We start from the raw sequence: 13,881 nt of genomic DNA, 5'->3' as shown, positions 1-13,881 counted from the left end.
GCTGCGGAAATCAAGGCTGTCGAAAGGCCAACGCTGCATTGCCGCCACAACTCGGCATTGGTCCGATGCGGACAATTCCATCCACCGTCACTCCGGCTTCCGGCTCAGCCTCGGTTCGCCGAACAGATAGCCCTGGCCGAAGTCGAAGCCGGTGTCGAGCACCTCGACCAGCTGGTTCTCCGTCTCGATCTTCTCGACGATCAGGTCGATGCCTTCGGCGGCGCAGCGGTGGCGCAGCTCGCGGATGCGCCCGGCGTTGGCGGGATCCAGCACCAGCGCACGATCCAGCTTGATGCAGCGGAATTCGTGGCGCAGCAGCCGGTCCAGGTCGATGGCGAGGTCGGTCACCTGATCCATAGAGAAGCGGAAGCCCAGCCGCGCCAGCTGCGACAGGATGCCCATCGTCACTGCCCCGCCCGCGCTCACGGCGTGCTGGCTCAGCTCAAACACCAGCTTGGGCACCAGGGCGTGGTTCTGCGCCATCATGTTCAGGAACTGGCGCATGAACTCCGCATCGGCCAGCGTCGCGGCGGAGATGTTGGCGAAGAAGCCGATGGCATGCTGGCGCCGTTCCGTCTCGCGGATCAGCTGGACGCAACGCACCAGCTGCAAATTGTCGATGGTGGCGATCAGCCCTTCGCGCTCGGCGATGTCGAGATAGCGGTCGGGCATGATCTGCTGCCCGTCGGCGGCGCGCACGCGCGAAAACACTTCATAGAAGCGATGCTTGCGCTGGGGCAGGCTGACGATGGGCTGGAGATAGACGTCGATGCGGTCGGCCTTCAGCGCGTCGCGCACCGCCTCCAGCACCGCCGCATCGTCCATCGGGGGCGCGGCGGGAACGGCTGCGGCAGAGGGCGGTGCAGAGGGCGCTGCGGATGGCGTGGGACGGCGCTCCCCACTGGCGGACGGTGGACGGGGGGCGCGCCGCTCGGTCAGGCGGGCGACCAGAGATTGCAGAAGCTTCACCTCCTGCATCACCGCGTCGTACCGCACCCCGCCGTCGGGCTGGGCGCCGGGATCGGCCGCAAGCCGCCGCTCCAACAGTTGGGCCAGTTCCTCCACACGGTCGTTCAGGCGGGCGATGCGGCGGGCGGCCTTGCGCTCGCGCTCCAGCCGCGTCACCGCCTCATGGACCAGCGCGCCGGCCAGCACCACCAGCGCGCCCACCAGCCACGCCACCAGCGGGTCGGCCTCCGGACGCAACGCCCACAGCGCCGCGCCGGCCGAACCGCCGGCGATCAGATAGGCCAGCGCATAGACGAGGTGCGTCAGCAGGGTCATCGCGGGAACCGGAGTGGTGGGCGCCGCCGTGGTCGGGACGGCGGTGCCGGGGCGGAAATCGGCGGTCAGGGCCTTCACGGGTTCGCAGCCTCCGGCAGGAGCATGATGCGGACCTTGCGGGCGTTCCAACCGTGGGACCCACTGTCGGGACGCCCGCTTGACGATCCGTTAATGCTACGCCGCCGCCGGCCCCACCCTGCGCGGGATCAGCGGTGATCGGCCCCCACCGCCTCGGCCACCGACTGGAAGCCGTCGCGGCGCAGCAGCTCCGCCAGTTCGCGGCGGATGCGGTGGACCACCGCCGGCCCGGCATAGACCATCGCCGAATAGAGCTGCACCAGCGAGGCGCCGGCGCGGATCTTGGCATAGGCATCCTCGCCGGTCGCGACACCGCCGACGCCGACGATCGGCAGCTTGCCGCCGGTCAGCGCATAGATCTCGCGCAGGACGGAGGTGGAGGCTTCGAACAGCGGACGGCCGGACAGGCCGCCGGCCTCGCTGCGCATCGCCGCCGGGATGCTGTCGGGCCGGGCGATGGTGGTGTTGGAGACGATCAGCCCGTCGATGCCGGACTCCAGCGCCACCGCGGCGATGTCGCTCTTGTCCTCCACCGTCAGGTCGGGGGCGATCTTCAGCAGCAGCGGCGGATTGCGGGTCAGGCCGCAGGATGCCCGCGCCTCCAGCACCCGTTCCAGCAGGGCACGCAGCGGGTCGCGGCCCTGAAGCGCGCGCAGGCCCGGCGTGTTGGGGGAGGAGACGTTGACGACCAGATAGTCGGCCAGCGGCGCCAGCCGGCGCACGCCGATCACATAGTCGTCGGCGGCGTCCACCGTGTCCTTGTTCTTGCCCAGGTTGGCGCCGACGATGCCGGACGCGCGCTTGGCCGAGTCGCGGCGACGCTCCAGCCGCTGGGCGAAGGCCTCCAGCCCCTCGTTGTTGAAGCCCATGCGGTTGATCACCGCGCGCTGCTCCACCAGCCGGAACAGGCGGGGGCGCGGGTTGCCGGGCTGGGGCCGCGGGGTGACGCTGCCGGGCTCGACGAAGCCGAAGCCCAGGTTGAGCATGGCGTCGACCACCTCGGCATTCTTGTCGAAGCCGGCGGCCAGCCCGACCGGGTTGGCGAAGTCCAGCCCCCACACGCGGGTGTGCAGCGCCGGCTCGTCCCTGCCGCGGGCCGGCGGGACCAGTCCGGACTTCAGCGCCTTGATGGTCAGGCCATGCGCGGTCTCAGGGTCGAAGCGGAACAGCAGCGGCCCGGCAAGCGGATAGAGGTCGATCACGGAACGAGGTCCTGAAGGGTGAAGGGAAAGCCGGCCGGGAAGACATGGCGCCCGTCCGGTCCCAGCGGCAGCGGATCGACCCGCAGCGCGGCGTCCACCGGCAGCGGCCCGTAGAGGTGCGGGAACAGCTGGCCGCCGCGCGACGGTTCCCAGCGCAGGGCATCGCCCAGCCGGTCGGCGTCCACCGTCAGCAGCAGCAGGCCATCCTGGCCGGCGCGATGCTTGGCCGCACTCTCCACCACCTGTGCGGCGGTCGAGAAATGGATGAAGCCGTCCTGGACGTCCTGGGACGAGCCGGGATAGCGGCCGGCCGGGCGGGCGGCGTCCCACTCGTCCGCGCGGCACATGTGGTGAATGATTCGGTCGGTCATGACGGTCGGACACTAACTCAATGCATGCCCAGCGGCCAGAGACCTCGAAGCCGCAGCCTGGCCGTAACCGGTCGTAGCCCGCGGATCATGACTGATAGCACAACGCAAGATCGACTCCCCGATTGCAATTCCGCACGCTTCGCGCGTTGCATTTTGCAAAGCACACTCGAAACTATTCGGCATTTTGCGGGTATTTTTGAAATTCGGCTGCGGCATTCGTCCTCGGATTATGGGAATTGCCTGCTCACCCCCCCGCGAATCCCCCGGAATTGCTGGATTTGGGCCGCCTCAGGCTGTTGGCACCGCTTTTGCTGTGACAGAAGCAAGTCAACGGAGGACCCGCCATGAACGCCATCTCCATGAGCCTGCTGAAGAAGACCTCGTCCTGCGAAACGGATCTGGGCGCGTCGGTCACCGCCATGGGCGCGCTGTGCGAGCCGGGTCAGACCGCGGTCCCGCTGAAGCCGAGCGCCACCATGCTGGCGGCGGGCGCGCGGGCCGGCGGCGTGTCGGTCGAAATCGCCTGGAAAATCTACCAGGCGATGATCCACCACGCCGACTGACCCGGCTTTTCCAGTCAGCGCCGTCCGCCTTCGAACGGCATGAAGCCCGAATCGAGTTTGGTCTCTATCCGCAGCAGATGGTCGGTCAGACGCTGCTCGACGTCCTTGAGCGTCGCGAAGGAGACATAGGTCTTCGCGACCTCCAGCTTGTATGCGGCAAGGCTCTCGCGCACCTGCGCCTGGGCCTCCTCCGCCCGGTTGCGCAGATCGTCCAGCGCGCTGTCCGCATCCTTGCGCACCCGCGCGATCAGCCAGAACAGCCCGCCCATCGCCGGCAACTCGACGGCGGTGATCCACCAGGTGAGATCCAGGCCCGCGGTCAGGGACTCATGCATCGGGGTCTCCCGTTCGTGTTGATGTGGAAACGACTCAAAGCTCCCAGTCCGCAGGTGCCACCACGGCGCCCGCACCGCGCCAGTCGGCGCGGCGCTCGGGCGGGGTGGTGCTGCGGTCGAAGCGGCAAGGTTCGGCGCCCAGGCAGCCGGCCACCGCGTCCAGCCCGTCGTCGGGCCCGCGATAGCGGCCATCCGGGCGCCAGTCGCGCATTTCGCGGATCAGCGGCGTTTGCCAGACCTGCCGGTGGGCCAGCAGGCGGCGGTCGGCCAGCAGGGCATCGAAGGCCTTGATGATGCGCTGCGCCTTGGGCGTGCGGCTGTTCTGCTCGACCACGCCTGCGGCCAGCCGGTCGTCGCGCAGCCGCTTGCGCAGCAGTCCGGGCAGGAAACGGCCGAGACCGTTGATCTCGATGTGGACAGCCGGCAGATGGTTGTCGGCCAGGAAGCGGGAGACCTGCATGCATTGCTGGTCGGCCTCCGTCTCCTCCGCCCTGGGATCTACGGACAGATACAGCACCCGGTGCAGGTAGAAGTGCTCGTTCTCCCCAGCGAAGACGGCGGCGACCACGCTGCCGTCGCCGCCTTTGGACCTGCCGTCCCCCTCCCCCGCCGGCCGGGCGAAGGCCGGATCCCACCAGCAGGTGGCGGAGACCATCTTCACCCCGTCCAGCGTCAGCACCGCGCGCCCCAGCGCCTCGCGATACTCCAGCTCCGCGTCGTAGCGGCCGAGCTTTTCGACATCCAGCACCCCGTCGGTGACGCTGACCGGACGCAGCAGCATCTGGCTGGTAAACTTGTTGGGACCGGTCGATTTGCGGATGCGCGCGACATGCGTCTCGCCGAAGCGCTCCTTCCAGGTATAGCTGCGGTTGCCCTCGGCATCCTCGGTGTAGACCGGCAGGACCAGCCGCTCGAACCCGTCCAGGAAGGGCGGGCTGCCGCCGTCGCTCTCTCCGGCATAGAGGCTGTCCTGCGCATGCGGCGTGCCGACATAGAGCTGCGCTCCGCCCGGCACCAGCACATACTCCAGCTCCGACAGCCGTTCGCGCAGGGCCGCGCGCTTCACCGCGGTGTCGGCGTTGCGCGGCACCTCCACGTCGTCGCAGATCACCACGTCGGCACGGCTGCCGGTGATGTTGCCGCCGATGCCGGCCGCCGCCATCGACGGGTCGCGCAGTTCCATCGGCCGCACCACGGTGAAGCGGTCGGCCGCCCACTGGTCCCGCGCCGATGCAGGCGGCTTCAGGTGGCTGCAATCGGGATGGCGTTCCAGGATGCGCTTGACGTTGCGCACCATCTTCATCGCCAGCTTCAGGTCGGCGGCCAGCACCAGCAGCCGCCGGTTGGGATCGCGCAGCAGCAGCCAGGCCGCGAACAGCCCGACCAGCGTCGATTTACCCGACCCGCGGAAGGCCATCAGCAGCATGCGCCGGCTCTGCCCGGCCATATGATCCTCCAACCAGCCAGCCATCCGCGCATGGTGGGCGGGGGTCTTCAGCTCCACCATGGCGTTCCAGCCCTGGACGAAGGCGCGGAAACCGTCGTCGTCCTTCCCCGTCATGGATTCCGCCCCAGGATGTGCCAGCCGGCACCGTTCGACATCGCCGTCACCGCATGGCCCTGCGCGGTCAGCGCGATGGCCTCGCTGTCCGGCCCGCCGCCGCCGGCCTGGGTGACGGTGACGCGGTTGCCGCCGGTGTCGGACTTCTTGATGGTGACCGTGCGGCCGACCGCATGCGGGGCCGAGGGCGCCGGCAGCCGCACCTCCACCGCCCCGTTCCAGGCGCTGACCAGATAGAGCTGTTGGTTCAGGTCCGGCTCGAACAGGCCGGGAGCCTCGTGATAGCGGGCGTTACCGGGCGGGGTGTTGCCGGCGACGATCCACCAGCCGGCCCCGTTCGACACCAGCGTCACGAAGTCGTACCGGTTGCCCAGCGACAGCACCCGCCCGTCCGGCCCCGGCCCGCCGCTCTCGGTCACCGTCAGCGGGTTGGTCGACGCATCGGTGCGCTTGATCGTCACCGCATGGCCGTTGGCGTCCTCGGCCTTGGGGAGCCGCACCTCCACCGCCCCGGCATAGGCGCTCGCCAGATAGACCGAACTGCTCAGGTCCAGCGCCACCACCCCGCCCCCGGCCGGCTCCACATATTCGGTGTCGTAACGCAGCGCCTCCACCACCAGTTCGGTGATGCGGCTGCGCTGAAGCCGGTTCTTCTCCGGATAGCCGGCATTGACCGCCGTATAGCGCCCGCCGGACCGGTCGAGGATCGCCGGACCGGCGGCGGCGGAGAATAGGTTGACGACCGCCGTCTCAACCGATCCGGCATCCAACTGCAGGTTCGGCAGGGCGCCCAGCGATTCGGCGTAGAAATTCACGATCAGCGTCTTGTCGGTGACGGCGCCGACACGGAAGCAGGCTTCCGCCTCGGGCCACAGGTTGGCCTCGCAGTCGAAGAAGGCGTTGTTGAAGCGACCCTGCTCGACGAAGAAGCCGCAGCCGCTCATCGGCGCCGACAGCGAATAGACCCGCACCGCCTGGAAGCGGTTGGCATTGGGCGTGTCGCCGGCCCCCGTCCGCGTCAGCCACACCCCATGGCGCGACGGCCGCGCCACCAGCACACGGGCGATGTTGTTCCAGTAGCAGGGCAGGTTCGGATCGGTGTGGCCGTCGAAGACCAGCCCCACCTCAGGCTCCCACAGCGTCAGGTCGGTCAGGCTGTTCTGCACGCAAGCGCCGTCGCGTCCGAACAGCCGCACCCCCGCCTTGCCCTGCTCCAGCCGCAGGCCCGACAGGGTGGCGTAGCCGTCCGGCAGATGGATCAGGTCGAATCCGTTCGACGCCCCCCGGATCACCGACGCCTGCCCCACCCCATACAGAGTCTGGCCATGGCCGAGCGTCAGCGTGTTGGCGATGCGGTAGCTGCCCGGCGGCACGAACACCGCACGGGCGGAGGTCAGCGCCGCCTGCAAGGCCAGCGTGTCGTCGACCAACCCGTCGCCCACCGCGCCGAAATCCTTCACCGACACGAGGTCGGCCAGCTTGTCGCGCACCGGCCGGGCGGTCGCTCCGGCGCCCGGCGGCACATAGGTCGCCAGCGCCTCCTCGTCCACCGGCGGGCGGATTGTCGGGTTGCCGGCGCTGTCGAAGGCCAGCAGCTTGCCCCGGCGCAAGGCCCGCTCCGGCAGCAGGGGGGAGGCCGGCAGGTCGCTGTCGCCATAGCGCAGCATCAGCTCCTGATCGCCCGCCACCTGCTGGAGCATGGCCGTCAGCCGGTCCAGCTCGCCGTTGAGGGCGGCGGCCGGCAGCGGCCCACTCTCGCCGAAATCGCTGCGCCGCTCGATGGGCAGCCGCCGGCGCAGCAGCACGACGGTCCCCTCGGCCGGTGCGGCTGCGAAGGTCACCGCCCCGCCCGCGGTCGCACCGGCTCCGCTGACCGCATAGCCGGTGCTCTGGACGGCCGCGCCCAGGAAGACCTGGAGATCCTCGGCGGCAAAGATCGGGAACGGGTAGGTAAAGACCCGCTGCATGCCGTCTGCGAGATACTGGACGCGCGGGGTTCCGCGCGGGATGAGAAGCGGCGTGGACATCGGGGGGTCTCCGGAGGATGGAGCCGTTCCTCAAAAGAACTTGCTCATGTATTCCAGTCGCTGACGGTCGGCGAGTTGCGACAACTCCAGCAGGTTGCGGCGCTTGGCATCGTCCAGCCCCTGCTGGATGGCGGCGCGTTTCAGCTGGTCGGTCGCCTGGGCGTCCTTGCGCTCGGTTTCGCTGGAGTTGGTCAGACCCAGCAGGATCGCCTCGCCCGACCCGTCCTGGGCGGTGACGCCCCGCGCGCCCAACCCGGCGCGGGTCTTGCTGACCGCCTGACGCAAGGCGGCCAGCCGCCGCTGTTCGGCGGCATCCGCCGCGGCGGTCAGTTGGGCGAGCTGGGTCTGCGAGTCGGTCTCCCTGGCGCGGACGGCCTCCTCCTGGCCGGCGCGCAGCTGGGCCAGTGTCTGCTCCTGGGCTCCGCGGAAGTCGTCCATCTCCTTGGCCCGAGCCGCCGCCGCGGCAGCCGCAGCCGTTTCGTCCTTCTGGCGCTGAAGCTCCTGTTCCTGTTGACGCAACTCGGCGTCATGCGCCCACTGGCGCGCCTGCGCCTCGGCCTCCAGCTGGGCCTGCTGCTGGCGGGCCGTCGCCGCGGCCTGGGCGTTGCGCTCGGCCGCCGTCGCTTCCTCGCGGTACTTCTGTTCCAGCGCCGCCTGCGCGGCTGCGGCCTGCGCCGCATCCTGCTGGCGCTTGTAGTCGAGTTCAGCCGCGGCCTGCTGGGCGGCGGCCTGTTGCGTGGCGGCGCTGGACGATGCGGAGCCGGCATTGCGCACGGTGCCGATGACGGAGTTCGCCAGCGGCAGCGCCGTGGTCACGAGAGGAGTGATTCCACCCATCAGTCATTCACCTTCAGTTCCATGGTCACGGAAAGCAGCGTGAAAGGCAGCGGCGCATCCTGTTCGATGCGCCACAGCGGGACATCGGTGTCGTGGCGCCAGCCGAGCGCCCGCAGCCGACGGTCGCCCGACACCCGCGGCGGCACCCCGCCGGCCGGTTGCGGCCCCAGCCGGTGAAGCGGAAGTTCCTGCAACCCGCGTCCCAGATCGACGCGCAGCGCCGCCGTCTCCTCCAGCCGGAAGGTGACGGCAACCAGCCGGACGATGTCGGCCCCGGTCGCCTGTCCCAGCAGGTTGGGCGGCAGCGGTTCGATCCGGTGGGTATAGGGCAGTCCGATCTCGACCTTGCGGGCCGGCGGGTCGAGGGTGACGCTGCCGGCCTGGACGGTGGCGGGGTTGCGGATCACGCGATCGGCGACGACGGCGACCGTCCGCCCTTCCAGATGCGCCAGCCCGCCCCAGACGGCGGTTGCCTCACCCCGCTCCGCCGTGACGGCGGCGTCGAGGTTCAGCGCGTCGTCGAACCGCTCGACCGTCCACACGCCGCGCCGCTCCACCAGCGTGTAGACCTCGTCTCCCACCGCAGCGACGGAGCGCACCGCCCCGTCAGTCTCCAGCAGGGTCCAGGCGGTGACATCCTCCGCCCGATAGGCGGTCAGCGCCCCCAGTGTGCCGTCCTCCATCACGACGAACAGCAGCCGGCGGTTCTGGTCGTAATCCTGGTCGCGCGGGCCGGCCATCAGATGGCGGGCCAGCAGGGCGAGGTCGTTCGCCTGATAGGCCGCCTCGGTGTCGGTGTAGAGGAACTCGCGGATTTCGCGCCGGTTGCGCGGCACGAACAGCGTCGCCCCCTCGACATCGCGCGGCGGGATGGCGCGGTCCATCGGCGAGCCGATGCGCGTCTGCCGGTTGACCTGCATGCTCTGCGGGGTCAGCGGGTCGCCGGTCACCATATACTCGGCGCCCGAGGTGAAGATCTGCAGATGCCGGCCGGAGAAGACGGCGCGCACCGCATTGACCTGATCGGACAGGATGCCGAACTCGATGGCCTGATCGTCCAGCCCCTCGCCCAGATCGAAATTCCAGATCTGGGCGGAGCGCGACAGCCACAGCCGGTTGGGCAGGTCGCGCGACCCGCCGATCACCAGCCGGTCCTGATGGAAGGCCGCCGACACCGGCCAGCCGCGACAGGCCGAGAAAGCCTGTTCCTCCCAAGCCGTCGTCGGCTGGGTGTCGGCCAGCGCCTCCTTCACCGTGGCATTGACCTGGGTGGCCGACACCACGCCGGTCACCAGCAACTGCCTGCCCTTGATGCGGATCCGGGTGGCGTCCTGGCGCGGATCGAAGACGGAAGCCGACGCGGTGACCGTGATCGCCCCAGTGGTGCCGGACGGCGTCAGCGTCACCGCCGGATCGCCGAATCGGTGGAAGGGGATGCGCACCAGTTCGCCCTCGACCGCGAAGGCCCAGTCCGACAGCGTCCAGCCGCCATCGTCACTGCGCGTCAGCTTGCGCGGCGGCAAATCGGGATGGCAGACCAGCAGCGTGTCGGCGCTCTGCGTCCAGGTGATCTGCGCCAGTTGCGTCAACGTCCAGGGGGCGGCGACCGACGCCAGCCGGGTGCCGCCCTGGAACACGTCGATCCAGCGGTCGGTGAAGACCAGCAGATAGGTCTGCTCGGCATTGCGCTCGAACGCCACCAGCCGCCCGTCGCCACGCGCCAGCGCGGTGAAGGCGAGCCCCGACCGCCGCGTCACCCCGCCGGTCGGGTCGATGAACAGGTTGCGCAGAGCCAGCGCGCCGTTGTCGTAAGCCTTGAGGTCGCCGCGCCCCAGCAGGCGGCGCGACACCTCGCCGGCGGTGAAGTTGGTCTTGACCTGATGCAGCCGTCCCATCACGCCCTCCCCGTCAGGCTCGCGCGTCGATCAGGGTGAAGTCCTCGAAGCCGGGCTGGCTGTCCTGCTGGGCGTCGATCTGGCGGGCACGGCGGAACTCGCTCTCGGCCTGCTGGGCCAGCAGTTCCGCCCGCGTCGAGCTTTCGGTCAGCGGGATGCAGAACTCGGCGGCCAGCCGGGCGATCAGCGCCTGATCGAAGAAGGCGGGGAAATCCTCCTCCGCCGGGCGGCCGATGTAGGACAGGGTGACGGTGCCGGCATCGCACAGCAGCGTGCGTCCGACGATACGGTAGGACAGGCCGCGCCCCCGTCCCCCGCCGCCCGCTCCCAGCGCCCGCAGGAAGCCGGCCGGCAGCTGGAAGGCATTGGCATAATCGGCGACCGGCGGCTCGGCCAGCCGCGGCAGCGTGGCCTGCAGGCTGGCGAAGCTCCAGGCGTTGGCCGACAGCAGCGCATCGCGCGTCGGCCCGTAAAGCGCGGCGGCCACCTCCGCCTCGGCGGAGCCGTCTTCGAAGGAAGCGATGGCGGTGGCGCCGAGCTTGATCAGCGCACGGCCGCACAGGCCGATGGCGGTCAGGGCCATGGATGTGTCTCCGGGTAGCGGGGATGAAGCGGAAGGCGAGCGGGAGGCACCGTCGGTGCGGCGCCTTTCCCTTGGGCGGATCAGTCGCTGTTGACGCTACCGAACGGCGTCAGGTTGGCGACATCGACCGCCCCGTTGGCGCTGGCCGCCACCACCAGCACGCCGGTGGCGGGGGTGGCGCTGCCGACCGCGCAGTTCGCCAGCAGCATGTCGCCCAGCCGCAGCAGGTCGGCCGCCCCGTTGAAATAGCCGGCGGTATCGACGTCGGTCGCCACGTCATGCGTGGTGTAGTGCCAGAGCGTGAAGCCGTTCGCATAGGCGAGCACGCTCAAATCCTTGGACGCATAGGCCATGGATCGAAAACTCCGGATTTTGTGGGGGGATGCGGACGGGAGGGCAGCTCACCCTCCTCCGGTCAGCTCTCCAGGCAGCGCAGGGTGACCACGCCGCTGGTGTCGATCAGCGCGGCGCCCTGGCTCATCATGTTGTTGACGAAGTGCGCCGCACGGTCGCCGTGCCAGGTGATGTCGGTCTTCACATCGGCACCCGCCGCATGACCGACCGCCGTCTTGTGGTACCAATGGCACAGCCGGACAGTGCCGCTCAGCGTCAGGCCGGAATGCGGCAGCCACAGCGTTCCGAGCCAGCGCTTGGCCTGGGTGCCACGCCAGGGCAGCTCGTCGGAGCCGACATAGTCGGCGCTGGCGAACTCCTCGATGCCCAACAGCTGGCTCCACTGCTTCCAGCCGACGACGGCATAGCGCTGGCCGTCGTCCGGCACGTCGGCCTCACCCATCATCTCGAAGGCCGTCAGGATCTTGGCCTTGGTCAGCCCGTCGGTGGCGCTGCCGGCATAGTTGACGGACCTGTTCAGCTCGGCGATCAGCAGCTCGTCGGTCTTGCGGCCCAGCGCATAGGCGCCGGCATTGGCGATGATCTGCCGCTCGTCGATGTTGGTCTTCAGCTCGTCCAGCCGGTCGACCCAGTCGCCGGCATAGAAGTCGTACAGCGCACACTCCACCGGCGTATGGTCCAGATTCATCACCGGAACCGCGCCGTGGCGCGACTTGGTGGCGGCGGCGCCCTTGCCGACCTTCTGGAAGACGGTGGAGGCGCCCTGCACATTGTTCTTGCCGCGCACCGTGTTGCGCAGCTTGGAGCCCATGCGCTGGTAAGCCTCATGGACCTCGCGCTCGAACTGTTTGACGAATGCCTGGGCGATGCTCGTCGACATGGGTATGATTTCCTTTCGCGTTCCTGCGGATCCCGCGGGGAGCATGGCGGGGGGATTCGTTCCGCCACCCGGTTGTCGGGGGTGCGTGCAGGACGCAGCGCCGGCCGCGGGCGAAACGCGAAAACAAAAAGGGCCGGCCGGACTTGGGAGTGTCCGGCCGGCCCTTTTCGGACCGAAGCGAGGGGGGAGCTCTGGTGCTGTCGGGCGTAAGGTCCGGGGGCGGACCCGTCGCCTTGACAGGTTTGGTTTTAGGATTTTATGCGGAGACGATCAAGGACTATTTTCATAAACCCATCCGCCGGCGGCTGTCTTTCCGCCGGGAACCTCAATGCCGGACCGGACCCGCCACCCAGTGGCTGACGATGGTCTCCGCCTGGGCCGGCGGAATCTCCGGATGGTGGTAGCGGTAGACGGTCACCGCCGCCTCCAGCGCATAGCGCTCCGGCTGGCCGCAGCGGCACAGGCCGGAGTAGCAGCGCTGTACCGCATTCCGGCAGGCGATGGCCTCGGCGATGGGCTGGTCGGCCTCGGGGAAACGGGGATCGGTCATGGACGCTCCTCCTCATCCCGGGCGCCGTCGGCCGCGTCGTCCAGCGGCACCCCGTAGATTTCAAGCCGGTGGCCGACGATCTTGTAGCCAAGCTCGCGGGCGATCCGCTCCTTCATCGCCTCCAGCTCCGGGCTGGCGAATTCGATGATCCGGCCGGTGCGGGTGTCGATCAGGTGATGGTGGTGGTCCGCCGTCGCCTCTTCATAGCGGGCACGGCCGTCGCCCAGGTCGACGCGCTCGATCACCTGCGCGTCCTCCAGCAGCCGCATGGTGCGGTAGACGGTGGCGATGGAGATGCGCGGGTCGATCTGCACGGCGCGGCGATGCACCTCCTCGACGTCGGGGTGGTCGTCCGCCTCCGACAACACCTGTGAAATGACACGACGCTGGCCGGTCATCTTCAGGCCCTTTTCCATGCACAACGCTTCCAGACGCGACGTCATAACCCCAACCCTGGTCTTTGCTTGCCGATGCCCCCATCATACTGAAAACCGTTCGCAATCCCAGAGCGGTTTCGCAGCGGCGTGAAGTCGTCACCCCGCCGGCCGTCCAGGCGCGCCGGCCAACAGGCCAACACTCAAGACGGAGGACCCACCAGAATGCCCCGCACCCTGTCCCTCACCCCGGCCCTGCTGTTCGCCGGCCTGTCGCTGGCCGCCACTCCGGCCTTGGCCCAGCAATCTGCCCCGGCACCTGCCCCCGCCGCCCAGGTCGCCGTCGCCGACGCGCAGGGCAAGCCGCTGGGAACCGTCACCTTCACCAAATTCCCCCACGGCATCCTGGTGCATGGCCAGCTGGAAGGGCTGACGCCGGGCTGGCACGGCATCCACATCCACGAAAACGGCGCCTGCACCCCCGATTTCAAGGCGGCCGGCGGCCATTTCGCCGCCCAGGGCGCCAAGCACGGGCTTGAGGCCGAACACATGCATTACGGCGAGCTGCCCAACATCTGGGCCAACGAGGCCGGCAAGGCCGGATTCGAGGCGATCACCCACATGGTCACCCTGACCGACGGCGCCGATGGCCTGTTCAAGCAGGGCGGCACCTCGATCGTCGTCCACGCCCAGCCCGACGATTACCTCAGCCAGCCGGCCGGCAATTCCGGCGACCGCCTCGCCTGCGGCGTCATCAAGAAGCCGTAAGCGTCGGCAGACGGTATCGGGGCGCGACCATATGCCGCAAGACAGCGGAGCCGGCTCGCGCCCCTTTCCTGCCGCCAAGCCTCCGCCTGTTCGGGCGAACCGGCAGGGCGCACCCCTGCCGCGCGCCGAGTTTGCTTGCCAAATCAAGCCATCGGCCCTATCTGTCCGGGGTCGGACGGCGCCCGGCGCCGCGCAGGACTTGCGCGCGCCTGATCGCCC

15 protein-coding genes are annotated in these 13,881 nt (G+C 69.2%); 2 read left to right on the top strand and 13 right to left on the bottom strand.

Translation table 11 applies throughout. The features are described 5' to 3' along the window. Positions 1-87 precede the first annotated feature (87 nt). The 3 genes from ABNQ40_RS18890 to ABNQ40_RS18880 all read right to left on the bottom strand — a co-directional run bounded on the left by ABNQ40_RS18890 (position 88) and on the right by ABNQ40_RS18880 (position 2,935). On the bottom strand, positions 88-1,362 hold the full coding sequence (locus ABNQ40_RS18890) for an EAL domain-containing protein (protein WP_247879575.1): 1,275 nt from the start codon (positions 1,360-1,362) through the stop codon (positions 88-90). A 128-nt stretch (positions 1,363-1,490) separates the two neighbouring features. Beyond that, complete coding sequence (locus ABNQ40_RS18885; protein WP_109048019.1) at positions 1,491-2,564, bottom strand: quinone-dependent dihydroorotate dehydrogenase; 1,074 nt, start codon at positions 2,562-2,564, stop codon at positions 1,491-1,493. Next, complete coding sequence (locus ABNQ40_RS18880) at positions 2,561-2,935, bottom strand: DUF952 domain-containing protein (protein ID WP_109048020.1); 375 nt, start codon at positions 2,933-2,935, stop codon at positions 2,561-2,563. Before ABNQ40_RS18880 ends, ABNQ40_RS18885 begins: the two co-directional genes overlap by 4 nt. Before the next feature lie 344 nt (positions 2,936-3,279). On the opposite strand from ABNQ40_RS18880, the gene ABNQ40_RS18875 reads away from it, so the two are divergent. Then, positions 3,280-3,498, top strand: coding sequence for a hypothetical protein (locus tag ABNQ40_RS18875; RefSeq protein ID WP_109048021.1), 219 nt, complete (start codon positions 3,280-3,282; stop codon positions 3,496-3,498). Positions 3,499-3,512: 14 nt separating this feature from the next. Here ABNQ40_RS18875 and ABNQ40_RS18870 read toward each other — a convergent pair whose 3' ends face one another. The 10 genes from ABNQ40_RS18870 to ABNQ40_RS18825 all read right to left on the bottom strand — a co-directional run bounded on the left by ABNQ40_RS18870 (position 3,513) and on the right by ABNQ40_RS18825 (position 12,963). Next, on the bottom strand, positions 3,513-3,833 hold the full coding sequence (locus ABNQ40_RS18870; RefSeq protein WP_098739076.1) for a hypothetical protein: 321 nt from the start codon (positions 3,831-3,833) through the stop codon (positions 3,513-3,515). A 34-nt stretch (positions 3,834-3,867) separates the two neighbouring features. Beyond that, positions 3,868-5,394, bottom strand: a complete 1,527-nt coding sequence (gene terL / locus ABNQ40_RS18865; protein ID WP_109048022.1) for a phage terminase large subunit — start codon at positions 5,392-5,394, stop codon at positions 3,868-3,870. Beyond that, positions 5,391-7,421 carry a glycosyl hydrolase family 28-related protein gene (locus ABNQ40_RS18860; protein WP_109048023.1) on the bottom strand — a complete coding sequence of 677 codons (2,031 nt, stop codon included), beginning with the start codon at positions 7,419-7,421 and terminating at the stop codon, positions 5,391-5,393. Before ABNQ40_RS18860 ends, terL begins: the two co-directional genes overlap by 4 nt. 30 nt (positions 7,422-7,451) lie before the next feature. Then, complete coding sequence (locus tag ABNQ40_RS18855; RefSeq protein ID WP_146255396.1) at positions 7,452-8,258, bottom strand: hypothetical protein; 807 nt, start codon at positions 8,256-8,258, stop codon at positions 7,452-7,454. Further along, complete coding sequence (locus tag ABNQ40_RS18850; RefSeq protein WP_109048025.1) at positions 8,258-10,153, bottom strand: hypothetical protein; 1,896 nt, start codon at positions 10,151-10,153, stop codon at positions 8,258-8,260. The genes ABNQ40_RS18855 and ABNQ40_RS18850 overlap by 1 nt, the downstream gene beginning before the upstream one ends. Positions 10,154-10,166: 13 nt before the next feature. Next, positions 10,167-10,736: a hypothetical protein gene (locus ABNQ40_RS18845; protein WP_109048026.1), complete on the bottom strand. Its 570-nt coding sequence runs from the start codon at positions 10,734-10,736 to the stop codon at positions 10,167-10,169. Between the two features lie 80 nt (positions 10,737-10,816). Further along, positions 10,817-11,089, bottom strand: coding sequence for a hypothetical protein (locus ABNQ40_RS18840; protein WP_109048027.1), 273 nt, complete (start codon positions 11,087-11,089; stop codon positions 10,817-10,819). Positions 11,090-11,151: 62 nt separating this feature from the next. Next, a complete protein-coding gene (locus tag ABNQ40_RS18835) occupies positions 11,152-11,970 on the bottom strand; it encodes a phage capsid protein (RefSeq protein ID WP_109048028.1) in 819 nt (272 codons plus the stop codon). A 325-nt stretch (positions 11,971-12,295) separates the two neighbouring features. Next, on the bottom strand, positions 12,296-12,520 hold the full coding sequence (locus ABNQ40_RS18830) for a hypothetical protein (protein ID WP_098739068.1): 225 nt from the start codon (positions 12,518-12,520) through the stop codon (positions 12,296-12,298). Further along, positions 12,517-12,963 (bottom strand): Fur family transcriptional regulator, encoded by a 447-nt coding sequence (locus ABNQ40_RS18825; RefSeq protein ID WP_109048029.1) that lies wholly within the window; start codon positions 12,961-12,963, stop codon positions 12,517-12,519. Before ABNQ40_RS18825 ends, ABNQ40_RS18830 begins: the two co-directional genes overlap by 4 nt. Before the next feature lie 156 nt (positions 12,964-13,119). Between ABNQ40_RS18825 and ABNQ40_RS18820 the strand changes: the two genes are divergently transcribed. After that, positions 13,120-13,662 carry a superoxide dismutase family protein gene (locus ABNQ40_RS18820; RefSeq protein ID WP_109048030.1) on the top strand — a complete coding sequence of 181 codons (543 nt, stop codon included), beginning with the start codon at positions 13,120-13,122 and terminating at the stop codon, positions 13,660-13,662. Positions 13,663-13,881 lie beyond the last annotated feature (219 nt).

The organism is Azospirillum sp. A23, assembly GCF_042938965.1.
Taxonomy (GTDB): domain Bacteria; phylum Pseudomonadota; class Alphaproteobacteria; order Azospirillales; family Azospirillaceae; genus Azospirillum; species Azospirillum melinis.
Note: the sequence above shows the minus strand (reverse complement) of the source record. Positions and strands in the feature narration are given on the sequence as shown.

Bases quoted from the DNA above. Each gene is read 5' to 3' on its own strand.
- ABNQ40_RS18880 (WP_109048020.1), bottom strand. From the start codon at position 2,935: ATGACCGACCGAATCATTCACCACATGTGCCGCGCGGACGAGTGGGAC.
- ABNQ40_RS18875 (WP_109048021.1), top strand. From the start codon at position 3,280: ATGAACGCCATCTCCATGAGCCTGCTGAAGAAGACCTCGTCCTGCGAA.
- ABNQ40_RS18870 (WP_098739076.1), bottom strand. From the start codon at position 3,833: ATGCATGAGTCCCTGACCGCGGGCCTGGATCTCACCTGGTGGATCACC.
- terL (WP_109048022.1), bottom strand. From the start codon at position 5,394: ATGACGGGGAAGGACGACGACGGTTTCCGCGCCTTCGTCCAGGGCTGG.
- ABNQ40_RS18860 (WP_109048023.1), bottom strand. From the start codon at position 7,421: ATGTCCACGCCGCTTCTCATCCCGCGCGGAACCCCGCGCGTCCAGTAT.
- ABNQ40_RS18855 (WP_146255396.1), bottom strand. From the start codon at position 8,258: ATGGGTGGAATCACTCCTCTCGTGACCACGGCGCTGCCGCTGGCGAAC.
- ABNQ40_RS18850 (WP_109048025.1), bottom strand. From the start codon at position 10,153: ATGGGACGGCTGCATCAGGTCAAGACCAACTTCACCGCCGGCGAGGTG.
- ABNQ40_RS18845 (WP_109048026.1), bottom strand. From the start codon at position 10,736: ATGGCCCTGACCGCCATCGGCCTGTGCGGCCGTGCGCTGATCAAGCTC.
- ABNQ40_RS18840 (WP_109048027.1), bottom strand. From the start codon at position 11,089: ATGGCCTATGCGTCCAAGGATTTGAGCGTGCTCGCCTATGCGAACGGC.
- ABNQ40_RS18835 (WP_109048028.1), bottom strand. From the start codon at position 11,970: ATGTCGACGAGCATCGCCCAGGCATTCGTCAAACAGTTCGAGCGCGAG.
- ABNQ40_RS18830 (WP_098739068.1), bottom strand. From the start codon at position 12,520: ATGACCGATCCCCGTTTCCCCGAGGCCGACCAGCCCATCGCCGAGGCC.
- ABNQ40_RS18825 (WP_109048029.1), bottom strand. From the start codon at position 12,963: ATGACGTCGCGTCTGGAAGCGTTGTGCATGGAAAAGGGCCTGAAGATG.
- ABNQ40_RS18820 (WP_109048030.1), top strand. From the start codon at position 13,120: ATGCCCCGCACCCTGTCCCTCACCCCGGCCCTGCTGTTCGCCGGCCTG.